The following is an 18269-nucleotide window of genomic DNA, read 5'->3' as shown; positions in this document are numbered from 1 at the left end:
TTCCCCTAGCCCAGTGTGGACGCGTCAATAACGAAGCGATACCGCACATCGGAGGCGAGCACGCGCTCGTAGGCGTCGTTGATCTTGTCGGCCGGAATGACCTCGATCTCGGCCCCGAGTCCGTGTTCGGCGCAGAAGTCGAGCATTTCCTGGGTCTCGCGGATCCCGCCGATCGCCGACCCGGCGAAGGAGCGCCGTCCCGTGATGAGTGAGAACACGTTGACCGGCAGCGGTTCGGCCGGTGCGCCTACGTTCACCAGGGCGCCGTCGAGGGCCAGCAACTGAAGGTAGGAGCTGATGTCGATCGGGCCGCTGACCGTGTTGATGATGAGGTCGAACGTTCCCGCAAGCTCTTCGAAGGTGGCCGGATCGCTCGTGGCGAAGTACTGATTGGCGCCCAAGCGCAGGCCGTCTTCCATTTTCTTCAGCGATTGGGACAACACCGTGACTTCGGCGCCCATGGCGTGCGCGAGCTTGACGGCCATGTGGCCCAGCCCGCCGAGTCCGACCACGGCGACCTTCTTGCCCGGGCCGGCACCCCAATGCCGAAGCGGCGAATATGTGGTGATGCCTGCGCACAGCAGGGGAGCGGCGGCGTCGAGCTCTATTCCTTCAGGGATCCGCACCACGAAGTCCTCGACCACGACGACGTGCGTGGAGTAGCCGCCCTGGGTGATCGTCCCGTCGCGGTCAACGGCGCCGTATGTCCCGGTCATGCCTTTCAGGCAGTACTGCTCCTCGCCCTTGCGGCAGTTCCCGCATTCGCCGCAGGAGTTGACCATGCAGCCGACGCCGACGCGGTCGCCGACTTTGTGGCGGCTCACTTCGGAGCCTATTTCAGTGACAATTCCGGCGATTTCGTGGCCGGGCGCGAGTGGGTAGGATTGCGGTCCCCAGTCGCCGCGGACAGTGTGGATGTCTGAATGGCAGATGCCTGCGTACTTGATCTCGATCAGCACGTCGTGGGCACCGACGTCGCGGCGCTCAATGGTGGTGGGGACGAGGGCTTCGCTCGCGGATGGGGCGGCGTAGGCATTGACGGTCAGCATTTTTCTCCTGTTGGTGGACGGAGGATTGGCACTATCCACCCAACACGAGATTTCCGATATGAGGGAGGCCCTGCTGGTAGGGGTACCGGCAGGGCCTCCCTCAACCGAATCGGATCTGTTGCGGACTAGCTGGCGCCCAGGAAGATCGGGTTCGTCAACGCCGCCATGGGGCCGAGCGGGATGACCGTCCCCATCTCCGTGCCGCTGCCCGACGTTCCGTCGATCTTCGGGTGCCGGACCTCCACGCGCACGTACGCCGCGAGCTGCGGGGTAGTAATCCACGTGCTCGTTCCCTGGCCCGACGCGGGAAGCGTGACTTGCTGGGTCTGTCCCTCATCCGTGATGAAGCGTACGACGCCGTTCGGCACCCCGGCGATTTTCGCCGTCACTGTCACGGCGGCGTCTGCCGCGACGTTGAGACGGTCTCCCACGGTCGCGCTCCTGCCGCCGGACGTCACCTGGAAGTCCATCGAGACATCAGCGGACTCGGCGATCCAGTTCCGGCCGTTACGGATGCCGTCCAGCAGGGCATCGCGGGACAACGCCGCGGCGTTGACCACGTTGTGGGGGAAGCCGATGACCTGGGGGACGCTGTGGGCGTCGCTGTTGCCCATCGCGGGGAGCCACCGGCCACCTGTGCGCACGGAGTGGGCGAGCATCGAATCCCACGTGTTGACGGAGGACTCGTCGTCCAGGGTCCACGGGCCCGTCCAGACCTCCACAGCGTCGGCGTCGTCATAACCGAACTTCCAGCGGCAGGCGACGTACGGGCAGTACGGGTGGGCCGGAACAACGATGCCGCCCGAGGCGTGGATCCGCTGGGCTTCCTGCTCGAACCCCTTGTCGCGGGCCCGGTAGCGCCAGTCGATCCATTCGCCCGGCTCCAGGCCGAGCGCGAGGTAGTGGCCGTTTCGCGTGGTGACTTCCTCGCCCGTGAGGATGAGGAGGTCGTTGCCGGCGAGCGGTCCCCAGACGCCGTGCGATGCCGGCGTGTTGTGGTCCGTGGAGATCATGAAGTCGAGGCGCGCGGCGCGGGCGCCGGCTGCGACCTCCTCGGGGGTGCGCTTTCCGTCGGAGTAGACGGTGTGCAGGTGCGCATCGCCGCGGTACCAGGCCGCGCCTCGTCCGGCGATCTGCTGCGGCGGGTACTGGGGCTTGAAAGGGTTGGCGTCGGGTCCGTACTCGAGGGTGACGTTCACGGTGTAGTCGAGGCCCTGCTCGGCTACCTGGTAGGGGCCGAGAACGACGTTCCACGTGCCCTTCCCAATGGGTCCTGGCAGATAGCCCGGCGTTGTGTCGCCTCCGGCGCTGATGCTGAATTCTGTGCGGAAACCGCCTGACCAGCCACGGAAGCCCTTGCCGGCGAGGTCGGTGCCCTTTTCATCGAAGATTCCGATGTCGCAGGCGTTCCCGAGGAGTCCAGAGGCCACCTGGGGCTTGCTGTAGGTGTACGAAACGCTGATCTTGTTGACGCCGGCCGGGACCTCGATCGGCAAATACACGAAGTCTGCGGCGCCCGGATCCAGGTGGCCGGTGATCGTCTTGGTCTTGCTGGTTCCGGTAGCGGCTGCCGCGAACGAAACCGGGGCCAGGGTCAAGGCCGCGCCGGTCAGTGCGGCGGCCAGGAAGCCGCGCCGGGTAGGGGAAAAGGAGACGTTGTCGCCCGAATGGGCTTTGCATGGTGAAGTCACTTCCTCGATGTTGCCTACCGTTACTGAACAGTAGGCAACGGAAGCAAGAACGCAGCATGAAACCGGAAGCGCTGGCAAGCGGCGCCCACTGAGTGGACTCGTCCTCATTGGACCCTTGCCACGAGCCATGCCCGGGCTTACTGTTCTTGGCATGCACCAAGGGCTGGGGCGACGGCGCAAACCTTTCCCATGGACCGAACAGGACGGTGTTTTTAGATGTGCGATATTCCGGGTTTGATCAGTCGCCTTGAAGCCGAGGACCTCGCTCGATTGCGCGAGGCGGGCAAAGAAAAGCCCTTGGAGCCGGCGATGATCGCCGCGATAGATGCCGCGGCCGGCGGGCCAGGCGAAGGCCGGGGTTATTACGTGGTCAGTGGTTCCCTGTATCCGGTCGAGGCAAGGGACTACCACCTCAGGGAAGATGTGGCGCAGGCCGTGTTGGAAGCGGAAGGATCCTCCGTAGGCGTCACGGTCTAGACCCGCGGACGCCGCTACCAGGCCACCGGCACCGGCCCCCACTGGAAATCCAGGTGGGCCGGTGCTTTGGAGCTAGAGGGTGCTGAGCAGATCCTGCATTTCCTTGATCTCCGCCTGCTGGGCCGTCACGATGTCCTTGCCGAGTTTGAGGGCATCGGGGTTCTTACCGTCGGCGCCTTCCTTTTGCGCCATGGCCACGGCCCCTTGGTGGTGGGCGATCATGTGGGTCAGGAACAGCCTGGCTGCTTCCCGGCCTTGGGCGGCCTCGAGCGTGGTGATGTCCTGGTTGTCAACCATTCCGTTCATGGTGTGGTCGCCGGACATCTCGACGGGCTCATTCCATTCCTTGAGCCAGCCCGTCATCTTCTCGATCTCCGGGCCTTGGGCTGCCTTGATCCTGCCGGCGAGCGCAGTCACTGGGGCAGGGATATCGGTTTTGGCGAGCACGACGTCGCTCATCTGAACGGCCTGGGCATGGTGGGGGATCATCATCCGGGCGAACCCTGCGTCCGCCGCGTTGTGGCCTCCGGAAGCGTCCGCAGCCGAACCGGCAGCGGACGTGGCCGCCCCGGAGGGGGAGGCGCTTCCGTGGTTCATTCCCGGCATATTGCCACCGCCGGTTCCGGCCGAGCAACCGGCAAGCGCGATTGCCGTGGCAACGGTAAAGGTTGTCATGGTCAGGTTTTTTCTCATGGTTTTGGGGTCCTTCAATCAATCAGCCGGCAGGGGTACGGCTGCGTGGGACGCGCACAGCAAGCCCACCGCGTGGGCGGCACGTCAGGGTGGAGTCTTGTGCAGCGGGCTGGCAGCCCGGTGCGGCTGTGGATTCTACGTGCGACTGATGCACAGATCGCCCGGGGAAGGACTACCCGGGCGGTGCGAATAGCCGGAGACCAAGGCGCCGGCCTCGGCCGTGCCCGTGGTGGCATAGGGCGGGACGCCGGGTAAGGGTGCTGTGAGCGTGTTATGGCCTGGCGCAGGGACGCAGACGGCGTGCGAAGCCGACATCCCGGTGCACGTGCCCGCGCTTGCGCAAGACGGCGCCGGCGGTGAAGCCGCGGGTTGAACTGCAGCTTTGTCCGGCAGCGACGCACTTTCAGCGTCCGTGTGGACCGCATGCAACGGGCTCGCGACGGCGGCCGGGCTCACGACGGGGGCAGCGTGCATGCTGTGGCCACCCGCCATGACATGCATCCCGACGATTCCGGCGATGATCGACAGCAATCCTGCCAACAGGCCCATACGGAGGAGGAAGGCGGCGGCGCGGCCCCGCAGGGGGTCGGTCATGGTCTTCCTCCTTCTGCGGCTTGTGCGCTCGGTTCTCAGGTTACGACGGGTTCAACGAGTATAAGCGCCGTTCGGTTTCATCCGGCCGCCATTGTCCGTCCCGTCATGGTCCTCGGTGGTTGTGCGGCCTTCGCGGCGGCGGCTTCGCGGGCAAGGAATGCTCCGAGCTCGCCGATGGTGCTCATCAAGGGCGCCGGGAAGACGACGGTGGTGTTCTTGTCGACGCCGATCTCCACCATGGACTGCAGGTTGCGCAACTGCAGGGCCAGAGGGTGGGCCATCATGGTGTCCGAGGCCATGCCCAGTGCGGCGGCGGCCAGGGATTCGCCTTCGGCGGCGATGATCTTCGCGCGCTTCTCACGCTCGGCCTCGGCTTGGCGGGCCATGGCGCGCTTCATGCTGTCCGGCAGCTGGATGTCCTTGAGTTCCACGAGGGTCACTTCGACGCCCCATTCCAAGGTCAGTCCATCCAGGATCTGACGGATGTTGGCATTGATGACATCCGTTTCCGCGAGCGTTTCGTCAAGCGAATGCTGGCCCACTACTTTGCGCAGCGTGGTCTGTGCGATTTGGTCAATCGCGGAGTAGACGTTTTCGATGGCAAGGACGGACTTGATGGCGTCCACCACCCGGAAATACGCGACGGCGGAAATGTCCAGGCTGACGTTGTCCCGCGTGATGATGCCCTGGGACTGGATGGGCATGGTGACGATCCGCAGGGAGACTTTCCTCAGCCGGTCGACAAACGGGATGATGATTACAAGCCCCGGAGTCCGGAGGCCCTGGACCCTCCCCAGCCTTAACAGGACACCGCGCTCATACTGCGTGACAATGTGGACGGCCATCGCAAACCAGATGACCAGCAGGACAATCAAGACAATCAGCCAGGTGATCGCGTCCGCTGTCATGGCCGCCCACCGGCTTCGTCGCATAGTGCTGATGCGTTCATGGCAGAGATCCTTCGGTGGCAGTGGAGGGAAAAGGGAGCCCAATTTCCGCAGCGAGGCAGGCGAACCCGCTTACGTTGTATCTCCAGTACACACCTTGGATTCGCCGAGTTGTAGGGCCGGCGGGCCCATCTTCCGGGTAGATCCAGGGGAACTGACGTGGTCCGGGCGAATGAAAGGAACGCCCCCTGGGGGACATTCCTTTCAATTTCGTGGCTTAGACCCTTTCGCGGGTCCGGTCGATAACCGGCTCCGGATCGTTCGTGAACTCACGGTGGCGGCGTGGGAAGGCCCAGAACATGAAGTCCTTCGCGTCCACCTTGGGCTCAGGGCGTTCCTCGGGTTCCTGTGAGGCATCTTTCCTGGTGTCCCGCCGGAAATCCTTGTTGTAGCCGTAGCACATCACAGACCTCCTTCTAGCAACTGCCCTTTAATCGTCCTCCCGATCCGGCAAGCCGTCCACCTTTCAGGCGCGGATCCGCATATAGGCACTCCGCATATAGGCACAATGGAGGAGTGAAATCCCCACTCGTTCCCCGGAACGCCGCGCTCGCATACCGCCCTTTCGACCTGGACACGATCGGCGCGGGACTGGTCTTCGGAGAATCGCTGGGGGAACTCGCCAAAGCCCTCGGTACGGGAGGAACGGCAGGAACCGCCGTCGTGCAAGCGCCCCCCGGGACCGGCAAGACGACGCTCGTGCCGCCCGTGCTTGCCAACAGCGCGCTCGCCAGCATCGCGGGCGGCGCCATCGCAGGGAAAGAGCTCCCCCGGGTGATCGTGACGCAACCGCGACGGGTCGCAGCGCGCTCAGCCGCTCGGCGCCTCGCCGCCCTGGACGGCAGCAGGCTCGGCGATCGCGTCGGGTACACGGTCCGCGGAGAAAGCCAGACGGGTCCGGGGACCATCATCGAGTTCGTCACTCCGGGAATCCTCCTGCGCCGCCTGCTCGCGGATCCTGGGCTTGAGACCGTCAACGCTGTGATCCTGGACGAGGTTCACGAACGCGGCCTGGAGACGGACTTGTTGCTCGGAATGCTCATCGAGGTCCGTGGGCTGCGGGAGGACCTCACCCTTGTCGCGATGTCTGCAACGCTGGACGCCCCACGGTTTGCGGCGCTGATTGGAGGTGCCGGCGTCGGAGAGCCCACAGACGGAAAGCACGACGGCGGCGGGCCGGCACCCGTCGTCGACTGTCCGTCCGCGCTGCATCCCCTGAAGGTGGACTGGGCGCCCGCGTCAGGTCCACGGTTGGACGGACGCGGCGTGACCCGCACGTTCCTGGACCACGTGGCGGACACGGCCGCGGCGTCGTACACGGACACGCTCTCAGCCGATCCGGGCATCGACGCCCTGGTATTCGTCCCGGGTGCATGGGAGGTCTCCTACGTCGCTTCCCGGTTGCGCGCCAGACTGGCCGCGAGGGCACCGGACGCGGAGGTATTGGAGCTTCACGGCCAGGCAAGTCCGGCGGAACAAGACCGGGCGGTTTCCGGCCGTGAGCCCGGCGGATCTCCCCGGATCATCGTCTCGACCGCCCTGGCTGAATCCTCCCTGACAGTTCCGGGAGTCCGGCTCGTCATCGACTCGGGGCTGTCCCGTGAAGTGCGGCGTGACGCCGCCCGCGGCATGTCCGGCCTGGTCACGGTCTCGTGCTCCCGTGCCTCCGCCGAACAACGCGCCGGACGCGCGGCACGCCAAGGTCCCGGACGGGTGGTCCGCTGCTACGAGCAAAAAACGTATGGTGCCGCTCCGGCGCATCCCACCCCGGAAATTGCGGCCGCGGACCTGACGGGCGCCGCGCTCGTCCTGGCCTGTTGGGGATCACCCGGTGGCCGGGGGCTGGCACTTCCAGATTCCCCGCCGCAAGGCGCGATGGACGATGCAATTGAAGTGCTGCGGGAACTTGGCGCGATTGACCCGGACGGACTGGCCACCGACGTGGGAAAGACCCTGGCCAGGATCCCCGCCGATCCACGACTGGCCCGCGCACTGCTGGATGGTGCCGCCACAGTCGGGCACCGCGCTGCTGCCGAGGCGGTCGCCCTCGTGGCAGGGGATCAACGGGCTCCCGGAGCTGACCTGACGCGCCTCCTGGCCACACTCCGGACAGGCAAAGACCCGGCCGCCCGGCGTTGGGCCGAGGATGTCCGCCGCATGGAGGCGATCGCACGCCAGGAGCGATCCGCCGTCGGGCCTTCCCTGACCACACCGCCAAGCCTGCCTTCCCCGGCGAGCGCTGCCGAGGCCGTGGGGTTCGTCGTCGCGCTCGCGTTCCCGGACCGCGTGGCGCGCCGCGTTCCGGGCACCGGACCTGAACGCTACTTGCTGACGTCCGGGACACGGGCCGGGCTGCCGGCGGGCAGTCCACTCGCCGGCCACGAATGGCTCGCCGTGGCCGAAGTGTCCCGCGCGGAGGGCCGAGATGCGGCGGGGACCGGCGCCGTCATCCGTTCCGCCGCGCCCTTGGCAGCGGAAGCGGCGGAAGCTGCCGCCAACCACCTCCTGAGCGACATGGTGGAAGCCGAATTCAAGCAGGGCCGCGTCACAGCCAGGCAGGAACGGCGACTGGGAGCGATCCTGCTTTCGTCGACGCCCGTGAGGCCCTCCATAGATGACGGGCGCGTCGCCGTAGCCCGCGCGCTGGCTAAGGAGGGCCTGGGGACCATTGGATGGTCACCGGCCGCCGATGCATTGCGTCGACGGCTGGCTTTGCTGCACAGGGAACTGGGCGATCCATGGCCGGACGTCTCCGGGCCGGCGTTGCTGGTCCGGTTGGAGAAGTGGCTGGCGCCGGAGCTCGAAGCGCTCGCCGGAGGCGCTGCTACGAGCGGGATCGACCTGGCCGAGCCGTTGCGGCGGCTCTTGCCGTGGCCGGAGGCGGCCCGTCTCGGTGAGCTGGTGCCGGAATGGCTGGAGGTGCCGAGCGGTTCGCGGGTGCGAATCGACTACCCGGACGCAGCGGACGTCGACGGCCGGCCGGTAGTGGCCGTGAAGTTGCAGGAGTGCTTCGGCTGGGCTGAGACGCCCCGTTTGGTGGGTGGACGGGTGCCGGTGCTGTTCCACCTTCTTTCTCCGGCCAGGCGGCCCCTGGCTGTGACAGATGACCTGTCTTCCTTTTGGTCCGGTCCCTATGCCCAGGTCCGTGCAGAAATGCGCGGCCGCTATCCGAAGCATCCCTGGCCCGAAGATCCGTGGACAGCGCCCGCCACGGCCAAGACCAAACGGAAGATGTGACTCCGGCTTGGCGGTGGTTCCAGCCGTCTGGGAGGCATTCACAGGCTTTTTCTTTAGGATGCCACGGTGATGAACATGGAATTGCGTCCCGCTGACCTGGTCAACGACTGGTGGCAAGCCGTGCTGCGGGGATTCACCACGGAAGAGGTCCCGAACCTTTCGACCCCCGTTGTGTTGGGCATTCTGGCTGCGGCCGTTGTGCTGAGTATTCCGCGGGCCACATGGCGTTGGTTTGGCCTCTACGTGACCTTCGTGCATGAACTGGGCCACGCCTTCGCCGCCCTCATGACGGGGCGGGTTGTCCACGGGCTCCGGATCGGGCTGGACCACTCCGGACAGCTCCTGAGCAGCGGGCGCGGCAAGTTCGGCGCAGCCTGGTCCGGTTTCTGGGGATATCCGAGTCCCGCGGTGGTAGGCGCGGCGCTCATCTGGTCTGTGTCGGCAGGGCGCTCCGGCGCGGCCATGTCCATCGGCGCGCTTGTATTGCTGCTCGCACTGATCTTCCTGCGGAACTTCACCGGAATCTTCGTGGCGCTCCTTAGCGCGGCGATTGCCCAGCTGCTTGTCATGTTCGCCACTGCCTCGACGGTCAGCCATGCGGTGCTGGGACTCGGCATAGCCCTCGAGGTGGGCGCCGTGCGGGACTGGTTCAAGGTGGCTTCGGTCCACACCCGCCGCCGGGACCGGCTCGCGTCGTCGGATGCCTACATCCTGGCACGTTCCACCGGGGTGCCGTCCTTGCTGTGGCTGGTGGCTTTCGCTGTTGTCATTGCAGCAAGCGCGGCCATATCCGTTCGAGTGGTGTGGGGCATGCTCTCCTGAGCCCGCGATTTCGGCACAGACTGGGTTGATTGCTCTTGCCGTGCGCCGGTCCAGGGTGTGGAATCGGTTAGCAAAGGACGCGGGGGATTCGGCTTCTACTCCAGGAGGTGCTCATGTCGGTGAAAGGCCCAGGCAGTGCGACGAAGGGGTCGAACCGGACCAACCCCGATCTTCGACGCGCGGACCCTTCTTCGGCGCCGGCCGATCGGCCCGAAAATATCCGCAACGTCGTCCTGATTGGCCGCTCGGGCGCGGGAAAGACGATGCTGCTCGAATCACTCCTCTACGCTGCCGGCGTCGTATCCCGGATGGGTTCGATCGTAGATGGCACCACGGTGAGTGACTCGGAAGCGACGGCCATCCACCAGCAGCGGTCCATCGGACTATCGGCGGCGCCGCTGATATTCGACGACGTCAAAGTGAACCTTCTGGACACCCCGGGCTATGCCGATTTCATGGGAGAGTTGCGGGCGGGGCTCCGCGCTGCGGATGCGGCGCTGTTCGTGGTGTCCGCCGTTGACGGGGTCGACGTCGGAACCACCGCCCTCTGGGGTGAATGCGAGCGCGTTGGCATGCCCCGGGCAGTGGTGATCAGCCGGCTTGACCATCCGCGGGCGAACTACGACGCTGTCCTGGCCGAATGCCGGGCCGCCTTCGGCGATTCCGTCCTGCCCCTCCACATGCCGGTCCGCAAGGGTGACGCTGTCTCGGGCGTGCTCGGGCTGCTTTCAGGCTCGGTGTCGGAGTACAACGCCGGGGAGCCACGACCTGCGGTCCGTCCCGCGACTGCGGCGGAGCTGGCCGGCGCGGAGGGTGTCCGCGGGGAACTCATCGAGGGCATCATTTCCGAGAGCGAGGATGAGACCTTGATGGACCGGTACCTCGGCGGCGAGGAGGTCCCCATCGATACCCTCGTAGAGGATTTGGAGACCGCGATCGTCCGAGGGACCTTCTTTCCGGTGCTCGCAAGCTCCTCAGTGACCGGAGTCGGCACAGCCGAACTGCTGGAAGTGCTGACCCGGGCGTTTCCGTCTCCGATTGAGCGAAGCCTCCCCGCGGTAACTGACTTGGGCGGGACGCCTGTCGCGCCCCTGGCATGCGATCCGGAGGGACCGCTCCTTGGCGAGGTGGTACGCACTACCGTCGACCCGTTCCTGGGACGGGTGTGCCTTGTCCGGCTCTTCTCAGGAACGCTTCGCGAGGACTCTGCCGTGCACGTGGGCGGGCACGGCCTGGCCGAGCGGGGCCACCCCGACCACGACAGCGACGAGCGGATCACGCACCTCTACTCGCCGTTGGGGTCCAGCCTTCGGCCGGTGCAGTTCGCCGTGGCCGGGGACATTTGCGCACTGGCGAAGGTGGCGAGCGCCGAGACGGGAGACACGGTATCCGCCCGCGAGGCTCCGTTGCTCGTGGAAACCTGGGACATGCCCGAGCCGCTGATGCCTGTGGCGATCGAAGCCGCTTCGCACGGCGATGAGGACGCGCTGTCCAAGAGCCTGGCCAAGGTCGCGGCGGGAGATCCGACCCTGAGGGTGGAGCGCAACTCCGAGACGCACCAGCTGGTCTTGTGGTGCATGGGCGAGGCCCACTCGGAGGCAGTCCTGGACCGCTTGCGCGAGCAGGGGGTGAAGCTTCAGACCGTGGACGTCATCACGCCCCTCCGGGAGACCTTCGCCGCCCAGGCCGTCGGCCACGGGCGCTATGTCAAGCAATCCGGCGGCCACGGCCAATACGCGATTTGCGATATCGAAGTGGAACCCCTTGATCGCGGGGGAGGCTTCGAATTCGTCGACCGGATTGTGGGTGGTGTCATCCCCGGCACGTATGTTGTGTCGGTCGAGAAAGGTGTCCGGGCCCAGATGAGCAAGGGCGTGCGTGCGGGGTTCCCGGTGGTCGATATCAGGGTGACCCTGGTAGGCGGCAAGACGCACAGCGTCGATTCATCGGACGCGGCTTTCCAGGCGGCCGGCGCGTTGGCCTTGCGGGAGGCCGCCGCGGCGGGCAGCATCCAACTGCTTGAACCGATTTCCGCCGTGACGGTCCTTGTGGCCGACGAGCATGTGGGCGCGGTCATGAGCGATCTGTCCTCGCGTCGCGGACGCGTCACCGGGACGACATCCGTAGGCGGAGAAAGAACTGAGATCAGTGCCGAAGTTCCAGAACAGGAACTGCTGCGGTACGCGATCGTGCTGCGGGGACTGACGGCGGGCAGCGGTCGATTCCGCCGGGAGTATTTGCGGCATGAGCCGCTGCCTCCCGGTATAGCCGTTGCCTCGGCGAAAGCCTGATCTCCAGTGAAAGCCTGATTTCCAGTGAAGGCTTGACGCCGGCATCTGCCGGACTGGCTCAGCCGTTCTTACGAATGAATGCTGACACCGGGGCCGCCAAGGAGGCTCCGATGTCCGCTGCACTCGTTTTGACTCCCACACGATTGAAGGAATGGTCGCCGCCGTCCCACCACTCGATGCTGGCGGTCGGTCCAATCCGGGCCACCACGTTTTCGAGCAGCTCGGGCGTCGCGAAGGTGTCCCGGGTGCCCTGCAGAAAGAGCATCGGCAGGGTGAGTCCGTAGAGGTGTTCGTCGCGGAGCTTCTCCGGTTTTCCGGGCGGGTGCAACGGGTAGCCGAGGTAGACGAGTCCTGCCGCGGGCATGCCTTCGGCGACCGCCATCGACGCCATGCGACCGCCGAAGGACTTGCCGGCTGCCCACAGCGGTTCGCCTTCTGAACGGGACGCCGCTGCCGCCATGACGGCCCGCCACGCCGCGATCGCGGCAGGCGGCCGGTCGGGGAACCTCTTGCCGGCTTCCCGGTAGGGGAAGTTGAAGCGCAGGGTCGCGACGCCGTCGTCGTTCAACGCGTGCGCGAGGCCGCCCAGGAACGGATGCTCCATGCCCGCCCCGGCTCCGTGGGCGAGCACGAGGGTCGCGTCCGGTTTGTCGGGCCGGGCGTAGATACCGGAGATCGCTGTACCGTCGACGACGATGGTGACACGGGATTCGGCGCTGCGCATGTTCACTCGAACCGGGAGGGATCGCCGGTGCCGCGCCTGACCACTTCCGCTGTGCCGCTTGAGAAGTCCACCACGGTAGTGGGCTCTGCGCCGGTGTCTCCGGAATCGATGACGGCTTCCACCAGGTTGTCCAGGCGTTCCTTGATTTCCCAACCTTGGGTCAAGGGCTCCTCCTCGTCCGGGAGCAGCAAGGTGCTGGACAGGAGCGGTTCGCCCAGTTCGGCCAGCAGTGCCTGGACAAAATTATGGTCGGGAATCCGCACGCCTACGGTCTTCTTTTTGGGGTGCAGGAGACGGCGCGGCACTTCCTTCGTGGCAGGCAAGATGAACGTGTAGCTTCCCGGCGTGACGGCCTTGATGCTTCGGAACACATCGTTGTCGATCATGACGAATTGCCCGAGCTGCGCGAAGTCCTTGCAGACCAAGGTGAAATGGTGCTTGCTGTCGAGCTGCCGGATCGAACGGATCCGGTCGAGGGCTTCCCTGTTGCCGATTTGCGCGCCGAGCGCGTAGCAGGAATCGGTGGGGTAGGCGATCAGCCCACCGGACTGGAGGATATTCACCACCTGGGCAATGGCGCGTGGTTGGGGGTCCTGCGGGTGAACATCGAAGAATCTTGCCATGCCACGAGCTTACGGGCAGGCCGTACTTCAGGACAGGACATCCTTGCTCGTGAACTTGCCATAAGCCAGCGCACCGGCCGCCACGATGTAGCCCGCCTGCAGCAAGGCATTGTCGCCGAAGCTCGTCCATGAGATCGGTTGGCGCAAAAGATCGGCGAAACCCAACCAGTAATGGCTGAACAGCCACGGGTGCAGCCACTCCAATTGCGGCAGGTTGTCCGCCACTTGCGACACCACGGACAACACGATGGTCGCAGCCATGGCTCCGACCGGCACGTCCGTAAAGGTGGAAATTGCCAGCCCGATAGCGGACAGCCCCAACAGCGACACCGCAATATACGCGGCAATCAGCAAGGAACGCACCACGGATTCGCCGACGCCGATCGTGTCGCCGGAAAGCAGCGTAACGGGGCCAACCGGGAAGAGCGCGACGCCGGCCATGGCACCGGCGGCGGCCACCGTCAGGGTCGCTGCCAGGCAGAACGCCGCGGCGGCCGCGTATTTGATCAACAAGAGGCGGACGCGTCCCGCCGGGGCGACGAGCAAGTACCTGAGCGTGCCAAGGTTGGCTTCTCCGGCAATCGTGTCGCCGGCCACCACTCCGATTGTGAGCGGCAGGAACAAGGGCACGGAAACGATCATCGCCGTCACGCCGACGAAAAGCCCGTTTTGGGTGATCCGGTCCAGGAAGGGCGGACCCCGCCCCGGCGCCACGGGATGCGAGCTCAGCTTGACCGCCGCGGCGATAAGGATGGGAATCGCGGCGAGCGCCAGGAGCATGGCCCATGTCCGCAGCCGCCTGAACAGCACCGAGAGCTCCGAGGCCATGAGTGACCACGAGCTTGATGGCCGGGCCATCGGCGCGGCAGTTATGACTTCAGTTTCGTGTTCAGCCGGCAATGTCGAAGCCCTCTCCGGTAAGGGAGACGAAGCGCTCCTCCAGGCTGGCGTTCTCCACGCCGAAGCCCCGCACCCGGACGCCGTCGGACACGAGGGCGGCCACGATCGCCTCGGGAGCCACCTCGTGCCCCGGCGGACCGGTGCTGACGAGGCTCCGGCCATCGGGACCGTACGAGCCGGGCGGCGGAGCAGACAGTTCCGATTGCAGGCCCAGCCTCGAGAGGACCCGGACAGCGGCCTCAATATCGGGCGTGTGGAGACGGATCGTGGCTTTTCCCGCGGCGCGCAGTTCGTGCAGGGTTCCTTGCGCCACGAGCTTGCCCACGCTCATGACTCCCACATGGGTGCACATCTGCTCCACTTCCGCGAGGAGATGGCTGGAAACGAAAACCGTCGTGCCTCCAGCCGCCAGGGAGCGAACCAGGCTCCGAACCTCCCGGGTCCCTTGCGGATCCAGGCCGTTGGTGGGTTCGTCCAGGACAAGCAGGTCCCTCGGACGCAGCAGGGCATGCGCAATTCCGAGCCGCTGCTTCATCCCGAGGGAATAGGCGCGGACCTTCTTGCCTGCGGCATGGGACAACCCGACCCTCTCGAGCGCTTCATCCACCCGTGCGGCGCGGGTCCGCGGGGAGGCATGGAGATCGGCGCTGTCCAATCGCCGAAGGTTCGCCGCCCCGGATAGGAAAGGGTAAAAGGCGGGGCCTTCCACCAGGGAGCCAACGTCGGGCAGGACTGTTGCCAGTTCGCGCGGCATCTCGCCGCCAAGAACCCGGATGTGGCCGTTCGTGGCGGCCGCCAAGCCAAGCAGTAACCGGATGGTCGTGGTCTTGCCGGAGCCATTTGGACCGAGGAAGCCAAAGACTGCACCGCGGGGAACTGCCAAGTCGACGCCGTCGACGGCGGCCCGGTGCCCGAAGCGCTTGCTGAGGCCTTGAGTCTCGATCGCCAGTTCAGCTGGCGGGGATGCCTCCGTCATTTCGTGGCGGCTGCGGACTGCAACCGCTCAAGTGGCACCATTCCCGCGAAGACGCGGCCGTCGTCGAGCATCAAGACAGTTACCAGGCTGGTCGTCAGGGCGCGGCCGCCTGCGACCGGCTGGGTGAGCTGGGTCAACGTCGGAGCCGAGCGGACATCAGCGGGCACCGTGCCGGCGGGCAGGGCCATCACTGCGTCCCAGCCCGTGCCTGTGATGGTTGGCCGATCCGCTGCTGCCTTGGCTTGGGGTGCCTGCCCGGTCTTACCGGGGAGCGCACGCAGCTGCGGGGTTGCCTTCTCCTCCACGGCGGCACCGGGCGGCGGCGTGAAACTGAACAGCGCGGCGTCGGGCGTCGACAAGCTCAGCTCAGTGAACGAGAGCGAAAAGGCCGCTGCGGCCTGGCCTCGAGCCCGCACATCGACGCCGAGCGGCAGGCCCGAGGCGGAGTCCACGGCGATCGTCACGGAATCGACGAGCGTGCCTGTACTGCGCGGCTTGATCACCAATTGGTAGGCCGTGTGGCCGGCCACGGTGGTTCCGTCGCCCACTGTCACGTCCGTGGTGGGCCCGACGGCGGCGAGGAAGTGCTGCGCGACAACGTCAGGAGTGGTTACCCCCGGGGTCGGTGTCGCGTGCGGGGCCGCTGTGCGCGCCGGTTCAGCGGGCATCGTCATGTGCGCCGCACTGTTGTCGGCCGAGTTGTAGAGCCAGAGATCGTTGCCATTGCGGACGAGGTCGCGCTCGGCGAGCAGGTCCATCACCTGGAACCTGGCCTTGGCGGGACCGTCCAGGTAGACCCGGGCCGTGTGTGAACCGCTCAGAAGCTCGATGACCGAAGCCGGACCCTGTGTTGCGGTTGGCCCGACCGAGGGCAGCTGGGGGAGTCCCAGTTCGGAACTCTGAAGAAGGGTTCCGGACAAGGAGTGGACGTCGGCGCGGCCGATCATCGCGATGACTTCCTCTGCCGTTTTGTGCGGCAGGCTCGTTGCAGCTCCTGCCTGGTAGGAACCAGCCAGGGCCGCCGCAGCAAGTGCTACCGGGACAAGAGCTGCCGGCAACCAACGCAGCCAGGGGCGAGTCATGGCAACCTCGCGAACCATCCACCATCGGGGAAGTTCATGCTTCCAGCGTACTCCTGCTACCCTTCCAGCGTCCTCCGCACGAAGTCCGTGCTCGGCCGGGAATAAACGGCTCCGAGGCGCTCGAACAGGGCGATTCCCGCCGTGCCGGGCCAATCCTCGGGAAGGAACTCGGCCGGCAGGCCTGGATCCAGATACGGAATGATCCGCCAGCGGTCGATGCATCGGACATAGCGGGCGAAGGTTTCGGCGGAGGCCGGGCCGGCGTCGGAACCGTTACCCGGGCCGCCGCCGTCGTCTTCGGAACCATGATGCCGGATGAAGTCGCGATGCAGTTCTGCCACGGCCTCCAGGTCCCACCATGCGGATGCGGCATCCCGGAGGCTGCCGCCGACCAAGGGAGTGTCCGTGACGAACACCGTGGCCATGCCGCGCAGCTCAAGGTCGGCCAGGATCTCCTCCACCTCCTCCCGAAGCGAATCCGGGCAGATCCACAGTCCTGCTGCCACCGTGCCGCAGCCAATCCAATGCAATCTCCGCCGCAATTGGTGCCGCTTTTCCCGCTCCGTTTCCGGAATGGAAAAGGACACGAGGCACCAGCGGTCCACGGGCGACATAAGGCGCGGGTTGAAGATCCGCCGGTCGCCGCGGGCAAGCATCGCTGCGGCGCCCTCTGTGACGGCGAAGCCGGCAACACCGTGACGCAATTGAGGAAGGACGATTTCTTTCTTCTTCAACCGTGACAAGGCCGTCCGGGAAACAGCCGCAGCCACCCCGAGGGCCTCCATGAGGGCGATGATGTGCCTCGTGGACATCCATCCGCCGGCATCGCGCAGGTAGAGGCCGATGACTGTGCGAAGCAACGACGTGGTACTCCCGGGCCGGGAGTCCATGTCGTCGAGGACAGCGCTCACAGGAGTTCGGTGAGGGCGTCCTGGATGGCGGTCACTCCCAGCTCAACTTCCGCGTAGCTGGTGCTGAGCGGCGAGAGACCGATCCGCAGTCCGTGGGGCGGACGGAAATCCGGGATGACACCCCGTTCCCACAGCGTCTGGGTCACCTCGCCGAACAGGGGATGGTCCACAGTGATGTGTGAGCCACGCTCTGCGGTGTTGCGCGGGCTGACAATCTCGGCGCCGAGGGGGACCAGCATGTCCTCAGCCAAGGCAACTGCGTATTCAGTGAGTTTGATGGACTTCTCCCGCACGGCGTCCATGCCCACTGATGCGATCAGCTCAACCATGTCCTTGAGCGGCTGCATGGCCAGCACGGGGGGAGTGCCCGTGATGAAGCTTCGGATCCCTTTTGCCGGCTTGTAGCTTTCCGTCATGCCGAAGGGGTTGTCGGCGCCCATCCAGCCCCAAATGGGCTGTTGCAGGCGGTCCTGCTGCGAAGCGTTGACGTAAGCGAACGCGGGAGAGCCCGGGCCGCCATTGAGGTATTTGTACGTGCAACCCACGGCAAGGTCCACACCCCACGCGTCCAGTTCGAGGGGTACCGAGCCTACCGAGTGGCACAGGTCCCAGAGCATGAGCGCTCCGGCTTCCTTGACCATCGAGGTGATCGCCGCGGCATCCGCCAGGAAACCGGAACGGTAAGCGACGTGGCTGAGTACGACGACGGCGGTCCGCTCGCTCAGCAGTCCCTCGAGGTCCGTGGTCCGGACGCCGCTGGCCGGGTTGGAGGCGACCCACTTGATGGTGGCGCCCCTTTCCGCGGCGATGCCCTCGATGATGAAACGGTCCGTGGGGAAGTTGTCCCGGTCCACGACAATCTCATCGCGGCCCGGCTGGGCGTCGACGGCTGCCCGGATGAGCTTGTAGAGCATCACGGAAGTGGAGTCTCCCACGGTGACCTGGCCGGCGGCCGCGCCCAGGGTGACGACGCCGATCCGGTCGCCTACCGTGGTGGGCTCGTCCATCCACTGTTCGTCCCAGCCACGGATGAGGCGGCTGCCCCAGGCGTCCTCGACGAAAGACGCGAGCTTCGCCGACGTCGCCTTGAGCGGACGGCCGAGAGAGTTTCCGTCGAGGTAAGCGGTGAGCTGGCCTCCTCCCGGGGAGTAAAAGGCCTCACGCTGCTGGGCGAGGGGATCCGCGGCGTCGAGTTCTGCCGACGTCGGCCATTGCGTTTGCTGAGCGCTGTTCATTTCTCTCCTGAAGGAAT

The 18269-nt window shown here is 65.9% G+C and carries 17 protein-coding genes; 4 read left to right on the top strand and 13 right to left on the bottom strand.

The annotated features are described in order from the left end of the window. Nucleotides 1-5: 5 nt before the first annotated feature. On the bottom strand, nucleotides 6-1049 hold the full coding sequence (locus QRN59_RS04965) for an NAD(P)-dependent alcohol dehydrogenase (RefSeq protein ID WP_284981396.1): 1044 nt from the start codon (nucleotides 1047-1049) through the stop codon (nucleotides 6-8). 125 nt (nucleotides 1050-1174) lie between these two features. Further along, on the bottom strand, nucleotides 1175-2740 hold the full coding sequence (locus QRN59_RS04960) for a CehA/McbA family metallohydrolase (protein WP_284981395.1): 1566 nt from the start codon (nucleotides 2738-2740) through the stop codon (nucleotides 1175-1177). A gap of 234 nt (nucleotides 2741-2974) precedes the next feature. Between QRN59_RS04960 and QRN59_RS04955 the strand changes: the two genes are divergently transcribed. Then, the gene (locus QRN59_RS04955; RefSeq protein WP_284981394.1) at nucleotides 2975-3217 is read left to right on the top strand and encodes a hypothetical protein; all 243 of its coding nucleotides are present in this window, start codon (nucleotides 2975-2977) and stop codon (nucleotides 3215-3217) included. Between the two features lie 72 nt (nucleotides 3218-3289). Here QRN59_RS04955 and QRN59_RS04950 read toward each other — a convergent pair whose 3' ends face one another. The 4 genes from QRN59_RS04950 to QRN59_RS04935 form a co-directional block, all read right to left on the bottom strand. Continuing rightward, a complete protein-coding gene (locus QRN59_RS04950) occupies nucleotides 3290-3892 on the bottom strand; it encodes a DUF305 domain-containing protein (RefSeq protein ID WP_284981393.1) in 603 nt (200 codons plus the stop codon). A 153-nt stretch (nucleotides 3893-4045) separates the two neighbouring features. After that, on the bottom strand, nucleotides 4046-4504 hold the full coding sequence (locus QRN59_RS04945; RefSeq protein WP_284981392.1) for a hypothetical protein: 459 nt from the start codon (nucleotides 4502-4504) through the stop codon (nucleotides 4046-4048). Between the two features lie 77 nt (nucleotides 4505-4581). Next, nucleotides 4582-5436 carry a slipin family protein gene (locus QRN59_RS04940; protein ID WP_284981391.1) on the bottom strand — a complete coding sequence of 285 codons (855 nt, stop codon included), beginning with the start codon at nucleotides 5434-5436 and terminating at the stop codon, nucleotides 4582-4584. Between the two features lie 232 nt (nucleotides 5437-5668). Then, complete coding sequence (locus tag QRN59_RS04935; protein WP_078108763.1) at nucleotides 5669-5854, bottom strand: hypothetical protein; 186 nt, start codon at nucleotides 5852-5854, stop codon at nucleotides 5669-5671. A 113-nt stretch (nucleotides 5855-5967) separates the two neighbouring features. Here QRN59_RS04935 and hrpB point away from each other — a divergent pair, with 113 nt between their 5' ends. The 3 genes from hrpB (at nucleotide 5968) to QRN59_RS04920 (ending at nucleotide 11801) form a co-directional block, all read left to right on the top strand. After that, nucleotides 5968-8688 carry an ATP-dependent helicase HrpB gene (gene hrpB / locus QRN59_RS04930; protein WP_284981390.1) on the top strand — a complete coding sequence of 907 codons (2721 nt, stop codon included), beginning with the start codon at nucleotides 5968-5970 and terminating at the stop codon, nucleotides 8686-8688. Between the two features lie 69 nt (nucleotides 8689-8757). Beyond that, nucleotides 8758-9510 carry a M50 family metallopeptidase gene (locus tag QRN59_RS04925; RefSeq protein WP_350225219.1) on the top strand — a complete coding sequence of 251 codons (753 nt, stop codon included), beginning with the start codon at nucleotides 8758-8760 and terminating at the stop codon, nucleotides 9508-9510. Nucleotides 9511-9623: 113 nt separating this feature from the next. Continuing rightward, nucleotides 9624-11801, top strand: coding sequence for an elongation factor G-like protein EF-G2 (locus QRN59_RS04920; protein ID WP_284981389.1), 2178 nt, complete (start codon nucleotides 9624-9626; stop codon nucleotides 11799-11801). Between the two features lie 58 nt (nucleotides 11802-11859). Here the strand turns inward: QRN59_RS04920 and QRN59_RS04915 are convergent, their stop codons facing one another. The 7 genes from QRN59_RS04915 to kynU are packed head-to-tail and all read right to left on the bottom strand — an operon-like array spanning nucleotide 11860 to nucleotide 18252. Next, nucleotides 11860-12525 (bottom strand): alpha/beta hydrolase family protein, encoded by a 666-nt coding sequence (locus QRN59_RS04915; RefSeq protein ID WP_284981388.1) that lies wholly within the window; start codon nucleotides 12523-12525, stop codon nucleotides 11860-11862. Between the two features lie 2 nt (nucleotides 12526-12527). Next, nucleotides 12528-13148, bottom strand: coding sequence for an L-threonylcarbamoyladenylate synthase (locus tag QRN59_RS04910; protein ID WP_059389303.1), 621 nt, complete (start codon nucleotides 13146-13148; stop codon nucleotides 12528-12530). Nucleotides 13149-13175: 27 nt separating this feature from the next. Next, nucleotides 13176-14006: an ABC transporter permease gene (locus QRN59_RS04905; RefSeq protein WP_284981387.1), complete on the bottom strand. Its 831-nt coding sequence runs from the start codon at nucleotides 14004-14006 to the stop codon at nucleotides 13176-13178. Between the two features lie 31 nt (nucleotides 14007-14037). Continuing rightward, on the bottom strand, nucleotides 14038-15024 hold the full coding sequence (locus QRN59_RS04900; protein ID WP_284981386.1) for an ABC transporter ATP-binding protein: 987 nt from the start codon (nucleotides 15022-15024) through the stop codon (nucleotides 14038-14040). Next, nucleotides 15021-16106, bottom strand: coding sequence for a LolA family protein (locus QRN59_RS04895; protein ID WP_284981385.1), 1086 nt, complete (start codon nucleotides 16104-16106; stop codon nucleotides 15021-15023). The genes QRN59_RS04900 and QRN59_RS04895 overlap by 4 nt, the downstream gene beginning before the upstream one ends. Nucleotides 16107-16162: 56 nt before the next feature. Next, nucleotides 16163-17017, bottom strand: coding sequence for a PaaX family transcriptional regulator (locus QRN59_RS04890; protein ID WP_284981384.1), 855 nt, complete (start codon nucleotides 17015-17017; stop codon nucleotides 16163-16165). Next, on the bottom strand, nucleotides 17014-18252 hold the full coding sequence (gene kynU, locus QRN59_RS04885) for a kynureninase (protein WP_284981383.1): 1239 nt from the start codon (nucleotides 18250-18252) through the stop codon (nucleotides 17014-17016). The genes QRN59_RS04890 and kynU overlap by 4 nt, the downstream gene beginning before the upstream one ends. Between the last annotated feature and the right edge of the window lie 17 nt (nucleotides 18253-18269).

The organism is Arthrobacter sp. efr-133-TYG-118, from assembly GCF_030209755.1.
GTDB lineage: Bacteria > Actinomycetota > Actinomycetes > Actinomycetales > Micrococcaceae > Arthrobacter.
Note: the sequence above shows the minus strand (reverse complement) of the source record. Positions and strands in the feature narration are given on the sequence as shown.